The sequence below is a fragment of the [Roseibacterium] beibuensis genome (assembly GCF_039542305.1).
Lineage (GTDB): Bacteria > Pseudomonadota > Alphaproteobacteria > Rhodobacterales > Rhodobacteraceae > Roseibacterium > Roseibacterium beibuensis.
On sequence record NZ_BAABHW010000002.1, the window covers coordinates 42,604 to 59,679 of the forward strand.

General features: G+C 65.3%; 19 protein-coding genes and 1 tRNA gene. 8 read left to right on the forward strand and 12 right to left on the reverse strand.

The window, feature by feature from the left end:
- Positions 1 to 158: 158 nt before the first annotated feature.
- Positions 159 to 1,343 (reverse strand): LysR family transcriptional regulator, encoded by a 1,185-nt coding sequence (locus tag ABD923_RS06585; protein WP_259549887.1) that lies wholly within the window; start codon positions 1,341 to 1,343, stop codon positions 159 to 161.
- Between the two features lie 348 nt (positions 1,344 to 1,691).
- On the opposite strand from ABD923_RS06585, the gene ABD923_RS06590 reads away from it, so the two are divergent.
- The 4 genes from ABD923_RS06590 (at position 1,692) to ABD923_RS06605 (ending at position 4,360) form a co-directional block, all read left to right on the forward strand.
- Positions 1,692 to 2,423, forward strand: a complete 732-nt coding sequence (locus ABD923_RS06590; RefSeq protein ID WP_259549888.1) for a PIG-L deacetylase family protein — start codon at positions 1,692 to 1,694, stop codon at positions 2,421 to 2,423.
- Between the two features lie 28 nt (positions 2,424 to 2,451).
- The gene (locus ABD923_RS06595) at positions 2,452 to 3,123 is read left to right on the forward strand and encodes a 4-carboxy-4-hydroxy-2-oxoadipate aldolase/oxaloacetate decarboxylase (protein ID WP_259549889.1); all 672 of its coding nucleotides are present in this window, start codon (positions 2,452 to 2,454) and stop codon (positions 3,121 to 3,123) included.
- Complete coding sequence (locus ABD923_RS06600; RefSeq protein ID WP_259549890.1) at positions 3,116 to 4,195, forward strand: 4-oxalomesaconate tautomerase; 1,080 nt, start codon at positions 3,116 to 3,118, stop codon at positions 4,193 to 4,195. Before ABD923_RS06595 ends, ABD923_RS06600 begins: the two co-directional genes overlap by 8 nt.
- Before the next feature lie 90 nt (positions 4,196 to 4,285).
- Positions 4,286 to 4,360: transfer RNA gene (locus ABD923_RS06605), tRNA-Gly, on the forward strand.
- A 209-nt stretch (positions 4,361 to 4,569) separates the two neighbouring features.
- Here the strand turns inward: ABD923_RS06605 and ABD923_RS06610 are convergent.
- The 3 genes from ABD923_RS06610 to ABD923_RS06620 form a co-directional block, all read right to left on the reverse strand.
- Positions 4,570 to 5,235 carry an SOS response-associated peptidase gene (locus tag ABD923_RS06610; protein ID WP_259549891.1) on the reverse strand — a complete coding sequence of 222 codons (666 nt, stop codon included), beginning with the start codon at positions 5,233 to 5,235 and terminating at the stop codon, positions 4,570 to 4,572.
- Between the two features lie 82 nt (positions 5,236 to 5,317).
- Positions 5,318 to 5,485 (reverse strand): hypothetical protein, encoded by a 168-nt coding sequence (locus ABD923_RS06615; protein WP_222191979.1) that lies wholly within the window; start codon positions 5,483 to 5,485, stop codon positions 5,318 to 5,320.
- A 168-nt stretch (positions 5,486 to 5,653) separates the two neighbouring features.
- A complete protein-coding gene (locus tag ABD923_RS06620) occupies positions 5,654 to 7,267 on the reverse strand; it encodes a bifunctional metallophosphatase/5'-nucleotidase (protein ID WP_259549892.1) in 1,614 nt (537 codons plus the stop codon).
- 123 nt (positions 7,268 to 7,390) lie between these two features.
- On the opposite strand from ABD923_RS06620, the gene ABD923_RS06625 reads away from it, so the two are divergent.
- From ABD923_RS06625 to arsC, 3 genes are read left to right on the forward strand one after another with little or no spacing between them, the layout of a single operon-like run.
- A complete protein-coding gene (locus ABD923_RS06625; protein WP_259549893.1) occupies positions 7,391 to 7,726 on the forward strand; it encodes a DUF952 domain-containing protein in 336 nt (111 codons plus the stop codon).
- A gap of 3 nt (positions 7,727 to 7,729) precedes the next feature.
- The gene (locus ABD923_RS06630; protein ID WP_259549894.1) at positions 7,730 to 8,782 is read left to right on the forward strand and encodes a quinone-dependent dihydroorotate dehydrogenase; all 1,053 of its coding nucleotides are present in this window, start codon (positions 7,730 to 7,732) and stop codon (positions 8,780 to 8,782) included.
- The gene (arsC, locus tag ABD923_RS06635; RefSeq protein ID WP_259549895.1) at positions 8,773 to 9,114 is read left to right on the forward strand and encodes an arsenate reductase (glutaredoxin); all 342 of its coding nucleotides are present in this window, start codon (positions 8,773 to 8,775) and stop codon (positions 9,112 to 9,114) included. Before ABD923_RS06630 ends, arsC begins: the two co-directional genes overlap by 10 nt.
- Before the next feature lie 7 nt (positions 9,115 to 9,121).
- Here the strand turns inward: arsC and ABD923_RS06640 are convergent, their stop codons facing one another.
- Genes ABD923_RS06640 through ABD923_RS06650 form a run of 3 tightly spaced genes read right to left on the reverse strand, consistent with a single transcriptional unit; the run spans position 9,122 to position 11,434 of the window.
- Positions 9,122 to 10,453 (reverse strand): MATE family efflux transporter, encoded by a 1,332-nt coding sequence (locus ABD923_RS06640; protein ID WP_259549896.1) that lies wholly within the window; start codon positions 10,451 to 10,453, stop codon positions 9,122 to 9,124.
- 4 nt (positions 10,454 to 10,457) lie between these two features.
- Positions 10,458 to 10,973 carry a PaaI family thioesterase gene (locus tag ABD923_RS06645; RefSeq protein ID WP_259549897.1) on the reverse strand — a complete coding sequence of 172 codons (516 nt, stop codon included), beginning with the start codon at positions 10,971 to 10,973 and terminating at the stop codon, positions 10,458 to 10,460.
- Positions 10,970 to 11,434: a PaaI family thioesterase gene (locus ABD923_RS06650; protein WP_259549898.1), complete on the reverse strand. Its 465-nt coding sequence runs from the start codon at positions 11,432 to 11,434 to the stop codon at positions 10,970 to 10,972. Before ABD923_RS06650 ends, ABD923_RS06645 begins: the two co-directional genes overlap by 4 nt.
- 164 nt (positions 11,435 to 11,598) lie before the next feature.
- On the opposite strand from ABD923_RS06650, the gene ABD923_RS06655 reads away from it, so the two are divergent.
- Positions 11,599 to 11,976 (forward strand): MerR family transcriptional regulator, encoded by a 378-nt coding sequence (locus ABD923_RS06655; RefSeq protein WP_259549899.1) that lies wholly within the window; start codon positions 11,599 to 11,601, stop codon positions 11,974 to 11,976.
- 192 nt (positions 11,977 to 12,168) lie between these two features.
- Here ABD923_RS06655 and ABD923_RS06660 read toward each other — a convergent pair whose 3' ends face one another.
- Genes ABD923_RS06660 through ABD923_RS06680 form a run of 5 tightly spaced genes read right to left on the reverse strand, consistent with a single transcriptional unit; the run spans position 12,169 to position 17,021 of the window.
- A complete protein-coding gene (locus ABD923_RS06660) occupies positions 12,169 to 14,370 on the reverse strand; it encodes a 3-hydroxyacyl-CoA dehydrogenase NAD-binding domain-containing protein (RefSeq protein WP_259549900.1) in 2,202 nt (733 codons plus the stop codon).
- 5 nt (positions 14,371 to 14,375) lie between these two features.
- Positions 14,376 to 14,657 (reverse strand): hypothetical protein, encoded by a 282-nt coding sequence (locus ABD923_RS06665; RefSeq protein WP_259549901.1) that lies wholly within the window; start codon positions 14,655 to 14,657, stop codon positions 14,376 to 14,378.
- A complete protein-coding gene (locus ABD923_RS06670) occupies positions 14,657 to 15,085 on the reverse strand; it encodes a hypothetical protein (protein WP_259549902.1) in 429 nt (142 codons plus the stop codon). The genes ABD923_RS06665 and ABD923_RS06670 overlap by 1 nt, the downstream gene beginning before the upstream one ends.
- A 36-nt stretch (positions 15,086 to 15,121) precedes the next feature.
- The gene (locus tag ABD923_RS06675) at positions 15,122 to 16,333 is read right to left on the reverse strand and encodes an acetyl-CoA C-acetyltransferase (protein ID WP_259549903.1); all 1,212 of its coding nucleotides are present in this window, start codon (positions 16,331 to 16,333) and stop codon (positions 15,122 to 15,124) included.
- Positions 16,334 to 16,385: 52 nt separating this feature from the next.
- Positions 16,386 to 17,021 (reverse strand): glutathione S-transferase family protein, encoded by a 636-nt coding sequence (locus ABD923_RS06680; RefSeq protein WP_259549904.1) that lies wholly within the window; start codon positions 17,019 to 17,021, stop codon positions 16,386 to 16,388.
- Between the last annotated feature and the right edge of the window lie 55 nt (positions 17,022 to 17,076).

Here is a 17,076-nt window from a genome sequence, read left to right on the forward strand (position 1 = left end):
GATGTGGTGCGGCTTCGCTCACGAAGGACTCGTGCATTGGGAGCCACCGGAGCGAAACCAAATATTACGTGCGGGACCCTGTGCTTGTGCCGCTCTGACCCAGGCAGAACCAACGTGCAGCCGTAACAAAGCCAAAGAGACAGCCGCGCGCGCCGTCGCTACTCTGCACCAACCAGGCAAGCGGCGCTGCGCACTTCATCGAGCAACCTGTTCTGCGCGCTGGTCGGCATCCAATCCCGGCGATAGGTCAACCCAATCTTGCGGCCGGGCCAATCGATGCGCGTGTGCAGGCGCACCAGCAAGCCGTTGCGCAACTCGGCCTTGGCCTGCTGACCCGAGATGCAGCCAAGCAAATCGCTTTTCAGCAGCAATTCCCGCATCAGCAGGATCGAGCCGCATTCCACTATGCTTTCGGGCAGCGCCATCCCCATCGCCTCGAACATGGCGTCGAACTGCTCGCGCGACGGGGTGCCCGGCCTTGGCACGGCCCAGGGGTGCTGCACCAACTCGGCCAAGGGCACATCGCGCTGCTTGGCCAGCTCATGGTCGGGACGCGCCAGCACGCATAAGTGATCCACGAACAACGGCTCCTGCACCACGTCCTCGATCGGCAGCGGGTCACGCATCGCCCCGATCACGAAGTCGATCTCACCACGCCGAAGGCTGCTCAGCATATCGGTGTAAGGGCCGTCGAGGATTGTCACCTTGCTCTTGGGACGTGCGGCGCGAAAGCTTGCGACGGCCTCGGGCAGCACGACGGAACGCGACAGCGGCAAGGCCCCGACCACGATGCGCCCCACTTCGCGCCCGTCGAAATCGGCAAGGTCCGCCTCGACCTGGTCGAACTCGGAAAAGGCCAGCCGCGCGGCCTGCGCGAGGTCGCGGCACACCCGCGTGGCCACCATGCCGAAAGAGCTGCGTTCAAAAAGCGAGCGGGCCGCTTCCTGCTCGAACTGCGTGATCGCCCGGTGCACCGTGGGCTGGGCGCGCCCGAGGGCACGGGCCGCAAGCGTGACATTCTGCGTCTCGACCACGGCAATCAGCGCCTGCAATTGGGCCGTGGTGGCGGTGCGGATCAGGCGCGGCGCAACCTCGCCCAGCCCTTGATCAAGCCGATCCATCGCCCGTTTCAGGCGTGCATGGAGCACCTTGCCCCGCTCGGTCAGGAAGAACCCCTGGCGCGTCCGGTCGAACAGGCTGCCGCCCGCCTCGCGCTCGAGCTTGGACAAGGCCTGGGTGACGGCAGGCTGCGAAACGAGGCACCGATCGGCTGCGGCCGTCGGTGTGCGAAGCTCGGCCACGGCGAGGAAAACCCGAAAATGCCGAAGGTTCCGAGAAATCATCCTGTGACCCCCCTCCACATCTCAAGGACAGGGATCACGCCCGCGCTGCGACCAGAACAGCCGCCCGACTGGAAAGGGCCTGTGCCGCAGACGGCAAAGCACGGCCCAAAGAGAGTGACCGCGCTTGCCAAATGCGGCGCGACACGAGGCTTGGTCCGGGATGTGATCCCCACTGGCATGGCGGCGGCCTCCATTTGATCCGCCCATGACCCGACACACTGGCGGAACACAAGCACGACGGAAACCGATTATAGCAAAAACTTATCCTGATGCACGAGCTTCCGAATTGTCCGTTGCCGCGAAGACATGAGACAAAAGGTCAAACACGACCGCCCGGAGGCCACAGACATGACCACGCCCAAAACCGCCCTCATTATCTCGGCCCATGCTGCCGACTTCGTCTGGCGCTGCGGTGGCGCGATCGCCCTGCATGCCGAGATGGGCTACGAGGTGACGGTGGCCTGCCTGTCCTTTGGCGAACGCGGCGAGAGCGCGCGCTTGTGGAAAGAGGGCAAGTCCCTGCAAGAGGTGAAGGACATCCGACGCGCCGAGGCCGAGGCCGCCGCCGAGGCCCTCGGGGTGCATCGGTTGGAGTGCTTCGATCTCGGGGATTACCCGCTGCATCTCGAAAAAGAGGACAAGTTCAAGCTGGTCGACCTGATCCGCGCCGTGCAGCCGTCCTTCATGATGAGCCACTCGAAATACGACCCGTACAACACCGACCACATGTACATGACAGAGGTCGCGCTCGAAGCCCGGATGATCGCGCAGGCCTGGGGTCACAACCCCGGCGAAAAGGTCCTTGGCGCACCGCAGCTCTACCTCTTCGAGCCGCACCAGACCGAGCAGATGGGGTGGAAACCTGATGTCTTCCTCGACATCACCCCCGTCTGGGACAAGAAGCGCGCCGCGATGGAATGCATGAACGGGCAAGTCCACCTATGGGACTACTACACGCGCGTCGCCCAACAGCGCGCAAACCACTTCAAGCGTAATTCCGGCGGGCAATCGGGCGGGCGAGACTGCAAGTTCGCTGAAGGGTTCCAGTCGATCTTTCCGCGGACGGTCGACGAATTGTAAGCGCCAAAAACAGGAAGGACGCAGTCCCATGCCCATCGTAAAACAATCCATCGAGCGCGCCGAGCCTGCGGTGATCGAGGCGCTTGGCCGCGCGGGTGTCGCCACGGTGCACGAGGCGCAGGGGCGGACCGGCCTGATGGCCGCGAACATGCGCCCGATCCAGCAGGATGCCGGGATCGCGGGCAGCGCGGTGACAATCTCGGCGGCGCCCCGCGACAACTGGATGATCCACGTCGCCATCGAGCAGTTGCAGGAAGGCGATATCATGGTGCTGGCCCCCACCGCCCCCTGCGACATGGGCTATTTCGGCGACCTTCTGGCGACCTCGGCCATGGCGCGCGGCTGCCGGGCACTGGTGATCGACGCGGGCGTGCGCGACACGCGCGATCTGCGGCAGATGGGGTTTCTCGTCTGGTCCACCGCGATCAGCGCGCAGGGCACGGTCAAGGAAACGCTCGGCTCGGTCAACGTGCCCGTGGTCTGCGCCGGCCAGTCGGTGGAGCCCGGCGATGTCGTCGTGGCCGATGATGACGGGGTCTGCATCGTGAAACGCGCCGAGGCGGCGGCGGTGCTGGAAAAGGCCGAGGCGCGCCTTGCCGCCGAAGAGGCCAAGCGTGAACGGCTGGCCGCGGGCGAGTTGGGCCTCGACATCTACGACATGCGCCCGCGGCTGGAGGCCAAGGGGCTGAAATATGTCTGATCCGGCGCTGGATGGCATCCCCTGCATCTGGATGCGGGGCGGCAGTTCGAAAGGGGCGTATTTCCTCGCCTCCGACCTACCGCAGGATCGGGCCGAGATCGATGACGTGCTGCTCCGGGTGATGGGCTCGCCCGACCCGCGCCAGATCGACGGGATCGGAGGGGCAGACCCGCTGACCTCGAAGGTGGCGATCCTGTCGCCGTCTTCGCGGCCAGATGCGGATGTCGATTACCTGTTCCTGCAGGTCTTCGTCGACAAACCGCTGGTCTCGGACGCGCAGGGCTGCGGCAATATCCTGGCCGGGGTCGGCCCCGCCGCCATAGAGCGTGGGCTGGTGACAGCGGCGGACGGCGAAACAGCGGTGCGCATCCACATGGTCAATACGGGCGAGGTCGCGGTTGCCCGCGTCTCCACCCCCGGCGGGCGGGTCAGCTATGCAGGCGACGCCTCGATCGATGGCGTACCCGGCCAACACGCCGCCGTGCCGCTTCTGTTCAAGGGGCTGGCCGGGTCGATGACCGGGGGGGCGATGCTGCCCACCGGGAACGCCGTGGACGTCATCGAGGGGGTGGACTGCACCCTGATCGACATGGGGATGCCCATCGTCGTGATGCGCGCGAGCGATTTCGGGATCACCGGGCAGGAAAGCCGCGAGGCGCTGGACGCCGATACCGCGCTGAAAGAGCGGGTGGAGACGATCCGCCTGAAGGCCGGGCCAATGATGCAACTGGGCGACGTGGCCGAGAAATCGGTGCCGAAGATGACGCTGGTGTCTGAGCCCGTGCTGGGCGGCGTGATCTCCACGCGCAGCTTCATCCCGCATCGCTGCCATGCCTCCATCGGGGTCTTCGCGGCAGTCAGCGCCGCGGTCGCCTGCACCTTGCCCGACGGGCCTGCATCAACGCTTGCACAGTTGCCCAAGGACGGGCGGTTCCGGGTCGAGCATCCAAGCGGTGCGGCCGAAGTGCTTCTGGAACTGGACGAGCGCGGGGCCGTGACGGCGGCCGGCACGGTCCGGACAGCGCGCAAACTGATGGAGGGGCGTGTTTTCCCGGCGCCCAGGCGGTCCTGATCCCTTGGCCGCTGCGCCCGGCAGAACCCACTTCCACCCTTGCGCATGCTTGACGTCGGTTTCAGCCTGACTTACATGAGCAACCGCTGAGCGGGCGTCGTATACTGGCTATTACCTCAGCCTTCCAAGCTGATGAAGCGGGTTCGATTCCCGCCGCCCGCTCCAAGCTTTTTCCCAGCAAATTGACATCGGACCTACAGCCGCGTTTCGGCGACTTCCCCAGAATTGTTCGAAGATCGTCCAATTTCGGACATATCAGGCAAGGATTGTTGGAGCTGTGGAAACGGTGGTCTCCTCCCTCCGACCGGTTCCCTCTCTCCCTGGAAGGCACTGGCCGCATCTTCGGGTGCGGCCTTCTTTTGTCCTGGGGCCGATCAGGCGGCCAAGGGCTCGATCAATTGGGCCCCGGTGGCACGGTTGGAATTGACGGCAGGATCGACGCGCCAGCGGACATAGCGGCCCTCGGGGGCCGGGGTCATCAGGCGTGCGGCGCCCTTGCCCTCTTCGCCCAGCCACTTGGCCCAATCCTCGGGCGCAAGGCTGACCGGCTCGCGGTGGTGGGTTTCGGACATCCAGTCCCCGGCGGCGCAGGTGACGATGGCACAGGCGGTCAGCGGCATCTCGCCCTTGTCCCACACCTGCCAGATGCCGGCAAAGACCAGGGGCGCGCCATCGGGCGTGGTGAAATACCACGGCAAACGGTTCCCCTCTTCGTCCTTGGTCCATTCGTAAAAGCCGGTGGCCGGCACGAGGCAGCGCCGTTCCCGGCAGGCCGCGCGAAAGGCGGGCTTTTCGGCGATCGTTTCGGCGCGTGCGTTGATCAGCAAGGGGCCGTCGGTCGGCGACTTGTACCAATGCGGCAGGAACCCCCAACGCATCGGGCGGTAGCGTCGCCCCTCCCCCTCCGAGGTGACCACGCCCACGGGTTGCGTGGGGCAGATGTTGTATCGCGGAGGGTCCGGCAGGTCGTTTGACGGCGTCGCCTCGAATAGCTGCGCCATCGCCTCGCTGGGATGGGTCATGGTCATGCGCCCGCACATGGGGCCAAGACTAGGCGCATGAAAAAGGCCCGGCAAGCGCGATGGGCTTGCCGGGCCTGATCTCAAAATCCGTTCGACCGGGTCAGCGGCCGTAAACGGCGTTGCGCGCGATGCGGCGGGCGTCGCCGGGGAAGATGCCCAGATCTTCGATGCCACGCTGGCTGTCGATGCGCGACAGTTCGGAAACGGTGCGGTGATAGGCGGCGCGCTTCGCGGCAGCGGAGCGCAAGCGAGTGAAGAACGATGTCATATCGGTAGCTCCTGTATTGGGGGTTTGCCTCTCTCGCTGCCCAATATGATAGCGCTAACCGCCAATACAATCTTCGTTGCGCGATAGCCGTCATGCAATTTCTGCAACGCAGCAGAAAGGCCGGCGCGCGTCTGCGCACCGGCCCGATTTTTCACCTTCTGGCCCGACTTATTCGGCGGTCTGGATCCGACCGTCGGTGTAGGGCGCGTAGGGCGCGTTGTCGGCGAGATAGTCGGCAACAACCTGTTCAAGGCCCGGACCGTAGTCATAGGCATTCTCGCCGTAATTGGCGAAGACGCCGTAGCCGTCACCACCCGAGCGCATGTAGTTGTTGGACACGACACCGTAGACGGCCTCGGGGTCGAGCGCGGTGAAGCTGCCATCCTCGCCCTCGATCTCGACGGCCACGATGCGGCTGCCCGGCTCACCTGCGGGGTTCCACGTGTAGCGCATGCCCGAGACCTGCGGGAAACGACCGGCCCCATCCTCGACCTGGCTGACGCCGTTTTCCAGCGCCTCGACGATCTGCGCCCCGGTCAGTTGGAAAGTCGCCAGCGTGTTCTGGAAGGGCAGTACGGTCAGCACCTCGCCCATTGTGACCTCGCCACCATCGATGGAGGCGCGCAGACCGCCCCCGTTCTGGATCGCGACATGGATGCCCTGGTCGCGCACGCGCTCCAGCATCGCGTCTGCCACGAGGTTGCCCATCGGGCATTCCTCGGCGCGGCAAACCTCGCGCGAGCCTTCGATGAATTCCGAGGTTTCGCCGATGACTTCGGCCATGGCCTCTTCGATCGGACCGGCCAGTTCTTCGACCCGCGCCGCGATCTCGGGATCAGGCGTGACCGAGGCGTCCAGCAGCATGGTGTTGCCGCCCGCATAGATCACGTTGCCCTCGTCGTCGAAGGTCACCTCGAGGTGGCCGAGGTATTTCGAATAGGCATAGGCCTGCACGATCGGGACCATCACGCCGTCGGGGTTGTTGACCCAGGTCGGATAGGCGCCGGCGCGGTCCGGGTCATCGGCCGACAGGTAGGTGTGCGAATGGCCGCCCACGATCACGTCGAGGCCCGTCACCGCCTCGGCGATGCGCATGTCGGCCGGCAGGCCCACATGGGTCAGCGCGATGATGATGTCGACGCCCTGTTCGGTCAGCGCGTCCACGTCATTCTGGATCGCGTCGATCTCGTTCTGGAAGATGACCGTCGGCCCGGGGCTGGCGGTTTCGGCGGTGTCGGTCGCCAGCGCAGACACGATACCGACCTGGATGCCGTTTACCTCAAGCACCAGGGTATCCTCAAGCTCGCCGTCCAGATCGGGGTTCTGGCTGAGGTCGAGGTTGCCGGACAGGACCGGGAAGCTGACGGTTTCGAGGAAGCGAATGAAGTTCTCGGGGCCGTCATCGAATTCGTGGTTGCCCACGGCCATGGCGTCGAAGCCGATGGCTTCCATGAACTCGGCTTCGACATCACCCTTGTAGGTGGTGTACATCAGCGAGCCCTGGAACTGGTCGCCCGCATCCAGGACGATCACGTTCTCGCCTGCCGCCTCCAACTCGCCACGCAGCGTGTTGATGGCGGTGGCGACGCGCGCCACTCCGCCGAAACACTCGCCGGCCGCGTCGTCTTCGGCCGGGCAGGTCGAATCGTAGCGGTTGATCGGCTGGATACGGCTGTGCAGGTCGTTGATATGAAGGATGTGCAGCGTGGTGTCGGCGGCGACCGGCGCAGCCAGGCCGAGGCCCGCCATCATCGCCGTCGTGCCCATGATCCGAGCAAGCATAGGAAACTCCCGTTTTTCGTAGGACGCCCACCAGATTGGCGAGGTGCAGGGGTCAAGTAAAGCGGCAAGTTGACGGGCGCGTGACACTTGACGCGCAGGCAGGAACGCGCCACTCCCCGCGCCATGCATATCTACAAGATCCTGCGGCCCGCCGAATGGGCCGACCTCGAAGAACAGGGCGAGACCCGGGGCGCACCGATCGACGTGGCCGACGGGTTCATCCATTTTTCCACCGCCGAGCAGGCGCCCGAGACCGCCGCGAAGCATTTCGCCGGTGAAGAGGGGCTCGTGATCGCCGCCTTCGAGGCCGAGGCGATGGGCGATGCGCTGAAATGGGAAGTGTCGCGCGGCGGGGCGCTGTTCCCGCATCTCTACGGGCCGTTGCGCCACTCTGACGTGATCTGGCACGGACCGCTGCCGCTGGTCGACGGCGTCCATGCCTTTCCGAGGAACATGTAGCCCATGTGGGAACGCTTCGGCCTTTCGGTGATGCAACGCATGGACCCCGAGCGCGCCCATGCCCTGGCGATCACCGCGCTGAAAACCGGGCTGTTGCCCTTGGGCGGTCCGGTCACCTCGCCCCGGCTGGCGACAACGCTGTCGGGGCTGGCCCTGCCCAACCCGGTGGGGCTGGCCGCGGGCTTCGACAAGAATGCCGAGGCCGTTCCCGCCCTGTCGCGCGCCGGGTTTGGATTTCTCGAGGTCGGGGCCGCGACCCCGGTTGCGCAACCGGGTAATGCCAAACCACGCCTGTTCCGGCTGACCGAGGATGCCGCCGCCATCAACCGCTTCGGCTTCAACAACGAGGGGATGGAGGCGATCTGCGGGCGACTGGCCGAGGCCCCGCGGCAGGTGCCGGTGGGCCTGAACCTTGGCGCGAACAAGGACAGCGCAGACCGCGCCGGCGATTTTGCCCGCGTTCTCGCCCATTGCGGCCCGCACCTCGATTTCGCGACAGTTAACGTGTCCTCGCCCAACACCGAACGGTTGCGCGACCTGCAGGGCCGCGCCGCGCTGGACCGGCTGCTTGCCGGGGTGATGGAGACCAATGCCGAGTTGGCCCGCCCCCTGCCCGTCTTCCTCAAGATCGCGCCGGATCTGTCGGATGATGAACTGGCCGAGATCGCCGAGGTCGCGCTGGCTCAGAACCTTGCCGGGATCATCGCGACGAACACGACCCTCTCGCGCGACGGTCTGCGCGGCCCCCACAAGGGCGAAACCGGCGGGCTGTCGGGACAGCCGCTGTTCGAGAAAAGCACGCGGGTTCTGGCCAAGCTCTACAAGCTGACCGACGGAGGTCTGCCGCTGATCGGTGTCGGTGGAGTGGGCAGCGTCGAGCAGGCTTGGGAAAAGCTGCGCGCCGGGGCCAGCGCGGTGCAGCTTTACACGGCCCTTGTCTATGCCGGCCTCTCGCTCGCGGGGCGCATCGCGCAAGGTCTTGACGAGAAATTGGAGTGGGCCGGAGCATCCTCGGTCGCCGAGATCACCGGAACGGGAGTGGACGCATGGCTTTGACCCTTTGGCACAACCCGCGCTGCTCGAAATCGCGCGCGGCGATGAAGCTGCTGGATGACCGGGGCGTGGCCTATTCCACGCGCCTCTATCTGAAAGAACCGCCCAGCGCCGAAGAGGTGATGGGATTGGCCAATCGCATCGGGCGGACGGTGTCCGAGATCGTCCGGACCAAAGAAAAGACCTATGGCGAGCTGGGGTTGGCCGCAGCCGATGACGCGGCGCTGGCCCTGGCGATTGCCGAGAACCCGATCCTGCTGGAACGCCCCATCCTCGACGACGGGGAGCGCGCCGTGATCGGGCGCCCGCCCGAGGACATCACCGCGCTTCTCTGACCTGTCATCAGGCCCCTCCGGCCGCGCGTTCCAATGCCGGGTAGCGCAATGCCAGCGTCACCCCGCGCAGAACGAACATCCCCAGCATCGCGGCCCAAAGCCCGTGATTGCCCATCAGCGGCATCAAGCCGGCGGCCAGCGCGACATAGCCCAGGAAACTGACCACCATCATGTTGCGCATGTCGCGCGTGCGCGTGGCGCCGATGAAAATCCCGTCCAGCATCCACGCGCCGACACCCAGGATCGGCGCAGCCACCATCCAGGGCAGGAAGCGGCGCGCCTCTTCCCGGACCTCGGGCGCGGTTGTCATGGTGTCGATCACCCATGGCCCGCCAAGCCAGAAGGCGGCGGCCATCGCGATGCAGATGGCCAGCCCCCAACCACTGGTCAGGATCGATGCGCGCCTGAGCCGCATCGCGGCCCCTGCCCCCATCGCCTGCCCAACAAGGCTTTCGGCGGCGAAGGCGAACCCGTCCAACGCGTAGGCGGTCACGTGCAGGAACTGGATCAGGATCTGGTTGGCGGCCAACGTCACATCGCCGAAATCCGCGCCGAGAAACATGAATGACGAGAATGCCGCCAAAAGCAGGACCGAGCGGATCAGGATATCGGTGTTCACCAAGGCCATGTGCTTGAGCTTCACCACATCCAGCACGCGCCCCCAATCGCGCCAGGCGGGCACGCGAAACGCCGCGCGGCACAGCCAAAGGCCCAGTCCAAGCCCGCTCCATTCGGCGATGAAGGTCGCCAGCGCAACGCCCTCGATCCCCATGCCGAGACCAAGGACGAAAGCCACCGACATCACGATATTGAACCCGTTCATCCAAAGCTGGATGGCCAGGACGCTGCCGGTCCGTTCCTGCGCGATCAGCCACCCCAGGATGCCGTAAATCGCGATGGCCGCCGGGGCCGAGAAGATGCGGATCGACATGTAGACCCGCGCCAGGTCCTCCACCTCTTCGCTGGCGGGCGACAATTGGAAGGCAGCCCAGAAAATCGGGACCTGAAACAGGATCAGGATCACCCCTGCCCCGCCCCCGATCATCAGCACGCGGGTCAGCAGCGCGGCGACCTCGGCCCGGTCCCGCGCGCCGATGGCCTGCGCGGCAAGCCCGACGGTGCCCATCCGCAGGAACCCGAAGATCCAGTAGATCGACGTCAGGATGACCGCGCCGATGCCGACCGCGCCGATCGGGGCCGGGTCGCCCAACTGGCCCACCACGCCCGTATCCACGACGCCCAGCAACGGCACGGTCGCATTCGACAAGACCACGGGCACCGCGATCTTCAACACGCGTGCGTGTGACAGTTGCGGCGGGTCCGTCGTGACCTCGGACACCGGCTTAGCCGTCGCGCGGCGGCATCAGGAAATGTCCCGTCGCCTGCGCGAAAAGCTTTTCGCGATTGTCTTGCCACGCCTCGACATGGACCGAGGCATACCGCCGCCCGGAGCGATTGACCCGTGCACGCGCGTAGGCGTCGCGCGGCAGGCCGGAGCGCAGGTAATCCACCGTGAAGTCGATGGTCTTGGGCAGCCGGGGCAGCGTGTCGGGGGTCAGGGTATCGACATCGAGGCGCCCGGTTTCGATATCGTCCCACAACATCTGGAAAGACAACTCGACGATCGCGGCCACTTCGAGGAACGAAGCCGTGGCCCCGCCGTGCAGCGCCGGGATCAGCGGATTGCCGATCAGCTTGTTTTCGTAGTTCATGACGGCGGTCAACTCGTCGCCGCGCCGGTCGAACCCGATCCCCATGAAGCGGATATAGGGCACGCCATCGACCAGCGCCGACAGCGCCTTGTCGCGACGGTGCTTGACCAGGTGGACCGGTTCGGGCGGTTTACGCGACGTGCTCATGGCTTGACCTCCGCACCTTTGCCTTGCGCGATGGTGAAGGCCCCGCTTGCCGCGGCAAGGGGTTTGTCCTCGTCCAGATCCCAGGCCTTGGCGCGCACGAAGGCAACGGACCGGGTCACGTGGTAGCATTCGGCCCGCGCGGTGATGCGCCGGCCCGGCTCGGCGGCGCGCATGTAATCGATCCGCAGGTCGATCGTGGCCGTTCCGGCGGGGGCGTCCGGGTAGCTCATCACCGCCGCGCCGCCGCACGTGTCCATCAGCGCCGAGACCGCGCCGCCATGGATCACGCCCGTGCGCGGGTCGCCCACGAGGGCCTCGGAATAGGGCATGGAGATCTGCGCAAGCCCGTCCCCGATCACCTCGAACTGCATGTTCAGGGCCTTGGAAAACGGGATGGCTTCGATGAATTGCCGTGCGATCTGGGCTTTTTGTTCCGCATTGATGTGGCGCGTGTCGGCCATGTCTGCCCCTATGTGCTGAGCGTTTTCTATGTTTCCCAACGTTTCACCGGGCAACCGGTCGGGCGCAAGGGGTCAATGGCCGCGCCGTGGCGGGACACTTTGCATTCCGTTACGGCGATGCTACCTAGTTACCCGAACGTCACCCAGCGGGACACAAGAGGGCGATGTCTGTCACGAAAATGGACCTGAAGGAGATGTGCGCGTATTTCGACGTCACCCCGCGCACGCTTCGGCATTACGAATATATCGAGCTGCTGATGCCCGAACGGGACGGGCGCAAACGGCTCTATGGCCCGCGCGAGGTCGCCCGCATGACGCTGATCCTGCGGGGGCGGCGCTTCGGCTTCTCGCTGGAAGAGATCCGGCAATGGCTGGAGCTTTACGACAAGGACCCCGAGGGACAGCTACAGCGCGCCACGTGGCTCGACATGGCGGACAAGCAACTGGCCGAATTGGACAACCGCCGGCGGGAACTTGAAGAGGTAATCGCGGAACTGCGCGAGTTGAGGGATCAGACGGCGCGCCAGGATAGCGCTGTCTGATATTTCGGGGCCGAAGTCGCGCGGTCCTCGACCGTTTCCCCTGAACACGCAGAACCGGTCGGCGCCATGCGCGAAAAAACATCGCGATCGGCGGTGAGACGGATTGGAGGAAGGGCGGAAGCGCCCGGACGGGCCTAAAAAAAAGGGCGACGGATGACCGTCGCCCCAAATTCCAGTCGGATGAAGGTCGCGTCAGGCCGCGGCGGCCTGCGCCCCGAAACGCCCGTAGAACGTCTGGTTCTTCTCCGCCATCTCGCGCAGGAGCGCGGGGCAAGCGAACCGGTCGCCATAGGCGGCCTGCAACTGCTCGCAGCGCTCGGCGGCATAGGGGGTGCCGAGGATGTCGAGCCAGCTGAACGGGCCGCCCGACCACGGCGCGAAGCCCCAGCCGAGGATCGCGCCCACGTCGCCCTCGCGGATGTCCATCAGGACACCGGCCTCGAGCGCGCGCACGGCCTCCAGCACCTGCGCAAAGAGCAGGCGATGTTGCACCTCGGTCAGGTCTGGCTGGGTGGCGGCGACCTCGTACTTGTCGCGCAGACCGGGCCAGATCATTCCGCGCTTGCCCGCCTCGTCATACCCGTAGAAGCCCGCGTTCGACTTGCGGCCAAGCCGGCCCTTGTCGGCCATCCAGAACAGCACCTCGTCGACGGCCTCGTCGGGGTAGGCGTCGCCCATCGCGGCCTTGGTCGCCTTGGCGATCTTGACGCCAAGGTCGATCGAGGTCTCGTCCACCAGTTGCAGCGGACCCAGCGGCATGCCGACCAGTTTCGCCGCGTTCTCGATCAGGGCGGGTTCCACCCCTTCGGCCACCATGCGGATGCCTTCGTTGATGTAGGGAATGATGCAGCGGTTGGCATAGAAGAAGCGCGCATCGTTCACCACGATCGGCGTCTTGCGGATCTGGCGCACGAAATCCAGCGCCTTGGCCACGGCGATGTCGCCGGTTTTCTCGCCCTTGATGATCTCGACCAGCATCATCTTGTCCACCGGACTGAAGAAGTGGATGCCGATGAATTGCTCGGGCCGCGCGCTGGCCTTGGCCAGTTCCGTGATGGGCAGGGTCGAGGTGTTGGTGGCAAAGACGCCGGTATCCAGCATCGCGGCCTCGGCCTTTTTCGTCACCTCGGCCTTCACGCCGGGGTCTTCGAAGACGGCTTCCACGATCAGGTCGCAGCCCTCAAGCGCGGCGTAATCGGTCGTCGCGGTGATGCGGGCCAGGACCTGCTCTTTCTTCTCGGGCGCGACCTTGCCACGCTTCATCCCCTTGTCGAGGATGCCCTCGGCATGCGCCTTGCCGCGATCCGCCGCGTCTTGTGCCGCGTCGATCAGGACGACCTCGATGCCCGCATTCGCGCTGACATAGGCGATGCCCGCGCCCATCATGCCCGCGCCCAGAACGCCGACCTTTTTCACGCGTTGGTCTTCGACCGCCGGGCGGTTTGCGCCCTTTTCAAGCGCTTCCTTGTTCAGGAAGAGCGACCGGATCATGGCGCTGGAGGACGGGTTCATCAGAACGGAGGTGAACCAGCGCGCCTCGATCTTGAGGGCCGTATCGAAATCGACCAGCGCGCCCTCGTAGACCGAGGAGAGCAGCGCCTTGGCCGCCGGGTAGACGCCCTTGGTCTTGCCGTTGATCATGGCCGAGGCCCCGACGAAGGTCATGAAGCCCGCCGGGTGATAGGGCGCGCCGCCGGGCATCTTCCAGCCCTTCTGGTCCCACGGTTTGACGATATCGGCGTCCTTTGCCGACAGGACCCATGCCTTTGCTTTGGCCAGCAGTTCGTCCGCCGGAACGACCTCGTCGATCAATTGCGCCGACTTGGCCTTTTTCGGCTCCAGCATCTTGCCTTCCAGCAGGACAGGGGCCGCCGCCATCGCGCCGACCATGCGGGAATAGCGCGTTGTGCCGCCACCGCCGGGGAAGATGCCGACCAGGATCTCGGGCAGGCCGATCTTGGCCTTGGGATTGTCGGCCATGAAGCGGCGATGACAGGCCAGCGCGATCTCGGTGCCGATGCCCGCGCAGGTGCCGGGGATGGCGCAGGCGATGGGCTTGCCGCCCTTGTTCGTCTTGGGGTCGAGGCCCGCGCGCTCCAGCTTTCGCAGGATGCGGTGGCCGTTCATGGTGAAGTCGAACAGACCCTTGGCGGGGTCGTCGCCCGACTCTTCGCGGATCGTGGCCAGCGTGTTCAGGTCCATGCCGCCGGCGAAGCTGTCCTTGCCGGAGGTGATGACGATGCCCTTGACGGCGTCATCGGCCAGCGCCTCGTCGATCAGCGTTTCGACCGTCGCGAATGCCTCGCGCGACAGCACGTTCATCGACTTGCCGGGCACGTCCCAGGTGACGATGGCAACGCCGTCCTCGTCGATCTTCATGGTGAAATCGGTCATGGTCATCATCCTTCTTTACATTGGCCCGGCCGGGTCCGCCTGGACTCCATCAGGTGAGCGGGCGACAGGATTGTGCAGGTGCAGGTATCAAAGGCCGAGCGCAGGCCAGCGCCCAGCCAGGTGCCGGCCCGAAGGACCAGCGCCATGTCGTTTCGAAACGGATCGAGGGCGTAGGTGCCGCCTCGCAGGATGCAGGTGCGGTGCGCTCTTTCGACCCGGCAATGCCAGAGATCGGCCCCGACGCGGTCGAGCCACGCCTGGCAGATCTCTTTCGCGTGCGCGAACATCAGCGCCCCTCCCGCGGCAGAATATCCGGCCACGCGACGAACCGGGTGAAATGGCGGGTCCAGATGGACCCCCAACGCCCATCGCGATGGATCAGCTCGACCTGGTTTTCGAACCGCGGCGCGACCAGTTTTCCCGACGAGGTAATAAAGGTCTCGTGCCAGCCGATGATGCGATCGGGTGCCACACGCTCGGCCCGTTTCACCGTGCGCACATAGACATCGACCCCCTGCGACCGAAGCGCCGCGGCAAAGCCAAAAAAATGGCGGCGCGCGGTTGCGGCGTCCTCGATCAGGATGGTCTCGGTTTCGGTCATGATGCGGTGCGGCAGAACGATACGATCCAGGAAGGCGGCAGCATCGTTGGCCAGCAGAGCGTCGCCCGTCCTGTCGAGGAAATCCTGGTAGATTTTCGCGGGATCTGCGGACATGCGACGCTCTCTTTTCGGGCCAGGGTCTGCTCGGAGTTATACGCGCTCGATGATCGTTGCGGCCCCCATGCCGGAGGCGACGCAAAGCGTGGCAAGACCCGTCCCCTTGCCGCTGCGCTCCAACTCATCGAGCAGCGTGCCGAGGATGATCGCGCCGGTTGCGCCCAGCGGGTGGCCCATGGCGATGGCGCCCCCGTTCACGTTGACCTTGGAATGGTCCACGTCGAAGGCCTGCATGAAGCGGATCACGACCGAGGAGAACGCCTCGTTCACCTCGAACAGGTCGATATCCGAGATCGACATGCCGCTATCGGCAAGGATCTTCTCGGTCGCCGGCACGGGGCCGGTCAGCATGATGGTCGGGTCGGTGCCGATTTTGGTCGTCGCCTTGATGCGGGCACGCGGCTTGAGGCCCCATTTCTCGCCAAATTCCTTGTTGCCGATGAGGATGGCGGCCGCGCCATCCACGATCCCCGAGGAGTTCCCGGCATGGTGGATGTGGTTGATCGCCTCCAGATGGGCGTACTTCATCAGGGCAATCGCGTCGAAGCCGGGCATCTGCTCGCCCATGTCCTTGAAGGACGGTTTCAGCGCGCCAAGCGCCTGCATGTCGGTGCCCGGGCGCATGTATTCGTCGCGGTCGAGGATGGTCAGGCCGTTGATGTCCTTGACGGGAACGACCGACTTTTCGAACCGGTTGTCGGCCCAGGCCGCGGCGGCGCGGTTCTGGCTTTCGACGGCCAGCGCGTCGGCGTCATCGCGGGAAATCCCGTATTCGGTGGCGATGATATCGGCGCTGATGCCTTGCGGCACGAAATAGGTGTTCATCGCGATCGAGGGATCGACGGCGATGGCCGCCCCGTCCGAGCCCATGGCGACGCGCCCCATCATCTCGACCCCGCCGGCGATATAGCCGTCGCCTGCGCCGCCCTTGACCTGGTTGGCGGCAAGGTTCACGGCCTCCAGCCCCGAGGCACAGAAGCGGTTGATCGACAGGCCGGGAATGCGCTCGTCCAGATCCGAGGCCAGAACGGCGGTACGCGCAAGGCAGCCGCCCTGTTCCATCACCTGCGTGGCATTGCCCCAGATCACGTCTTCGACCGCGTGGCCGTCGAGGTTGTTGCGCTCCTTCAGGCTGTTGAGCGTGAAGGCCGACAGGCGGGCCGATGTCACCTCGTGCAGGGCACCGTCCTTGCGTCCCTTGCCGCGCGGTGTGCGGATCGCGTCGTAGATATAGGCTTCGGTCATTATGTGCGCTCCGTTGGTCACTTGGTCGCCCCGGCGTCGGGGCACTGGTGTGTCAGGCAGACGGGAAGGCCCGCTGCATCAGATCGTAAGGATGCTTCCATCCCGGCGTCGCGGCGATCCGGTCGAGCCATGCGGAAATGGCGGGGTAGTCGGATCGGTCGAAGGTGAAGGGCTCGTCGTAATAGAGGTATCCGCAGCAACTCAGGTCGGCGCAGGTCAGGCTGTCGCCCACCAGCCAATCGCGGGTGCCGAGTTCTGCCTCCAGAACCTGCAAGGCCGCCTTGAGGCGACCGGCCATGAACCCAATAACCTCTTGCGGGCGCTTGTCATCGGGCAGGAAGTTCATCAGGAACCGCAGCGGCCCGGCTTGGCCCGAGACCTTCTGGTTGTCGAAGATCGTCCAGCGCACGATCTCGCGGCGCGTGGCCCTGGCGCCGTCTCCGCACAGCTTGCCGCTTTCATCCATGACCCAATCCTGGATCACGCCCGACTGGGTCAGGATCGTGCCGTCCGCGTCGAGGACAGGGACCTCGCCCATCGGGTTGATGGCGCGAAACTCCGGGCTGCGGGCCTCTCCGTTGAAGAAATCGACGAAGCGGGCCTCCCACGAGATCCCGGCCAGTTCCAGGGCCAGCGCGGCCTTGTAGGCGTTGCCGCTTTCGCCAAAGCAATAAAGCGTGTTGGTCATGCGATGCGCTCCTCCGGTCCGGTCATCTGCTGACGAGCGAGCAAGGACGTGAAAC

Bases quoted from the DNA above. Each gene is read 5' to 3' on its own strand.
- ABD923_RS06615 (WP_222191979.1), bottom strand. From the start codon at position 5,485: ATGACATCGTTCTTCACTCGCTTGCGCTCCGCTGCCGCGAAGCGCGCC.
- ABD923_RS06655 (WP_259549899.1), top strand. From the start codon at position 11,599: ATGTCTGTCACGAAAATGGACCTGAAGGAGATGTGCGCGTATTTCGAC.
- ABD923_RS06665 (WP_259549901.1), bottom strand. From the start codon at position 14,657: ATGTTCGCGCACGCGAAAGAGATCTGCCAGGCGTGGCTCGACCGCGTC.
- ABD923_RS06595 (WP_259549889.1), top strand. From the start codon at position 2,452: ATGCCCATCGTAAAACAATCCATCGAGCGCGCCGAGCCTGCGGTGATC.
- ABD923_RS06620 (WP_259549892.1), bottom strand. From the start codon at position 7,267: ATGCTTGCTCGGATCATGGGCACGACGGCGATGATGGCGGGCCTCGGC.
- ABD923_RS06600 (WP_259549890.1), top strand. From the start codon at position 3,116: ATGTCTGATCCGGCGCTGGATGGCATCCCCTGCATCTGGATGCGGGGC.
- ABD923_RS06675 (WP_259549903.1), bottom strand. From the start codon at position 16,333: ATGACCGAAGCCTATATCTACGACGCGATCCGCACACCGCGCGGCAAG.
- ABD923_RS06680 (WP_259549904.1), bottom strand. From the start codon at position 17,021: ATGACCAACACGCTTTATTGCTTTGGCGAAAGCGGCAACGCCTACAAG.
- ABD923_RS06590 (WP_259549888.1), top strand. From the start codon at position 1,692: ATGACCACGCCCAAAACCGCCCTCATTATCTCGGCCCATGCTGCCGAC.
- ABD923_RS06610 (WP_259549891.1), bottom strand. From the start codon at position 5,235: ATGTGCGGGCGCATGACCATGACCCATCCCAGCGAGGCGATGGCGCAG.
- ABD923_RS06630 (WP_259549894.1), top strand. From the start codon at position 7,730: ATGTGGGAACGCTTCGGCCTTTCGGTGATGCAACGCATGGACCCCGAG.
- ABD923_RS06625 (WP_259549893.1), top strand. From the start codon at position 7,391: ATGCATATCTACAAGATCCTGCGGCCCGCCGAATGGGCCGACCTCGAA.
- ABD923_RS06670 (WP_259549902.1), bottom strand. From the start codon at position 15,085: ATGTCCGCAGATCCCGCGAAAATCTACCAGGATTTCCTCGACAGGACG.
- ABD923_RS06650 (WP_259549898.1), bottom strand. From the start codon at position 11,434: ATGGCCGACACGCGCCACATCAATGCGGAACAAAAAGCCCAGATCGCA.
- ABD923_RS06645 (WP_259549897.1), bottom strand. From the start codon at position 10,973: ATGAGCACGTCGCGTAAACCGCCCGAACCGGTCCACCTGGTCAAGCAC.
- arsC (WP_259549895.1), top strand. From the start codon at position 8,773: ATGGCTTTGACCCTTTGGCACAACCCGCGCTGCTCGAAATCGCGCGCG.
- ABD923_RS06660 (WP_259549900.1), bottom strand. From the start codon at position 14,370: ATGACCGATTTCACCATGAAGATCGACGAGGACGGCGTTGCCATCGTC.
- ABD923_RS06585 (WP_259549887.1), bottom strand. From the start codon at position 1,343: ATGATTTCTCGGAACCTTCGGCATTTTCGGGTTTTCCTCGCCGTGGCC.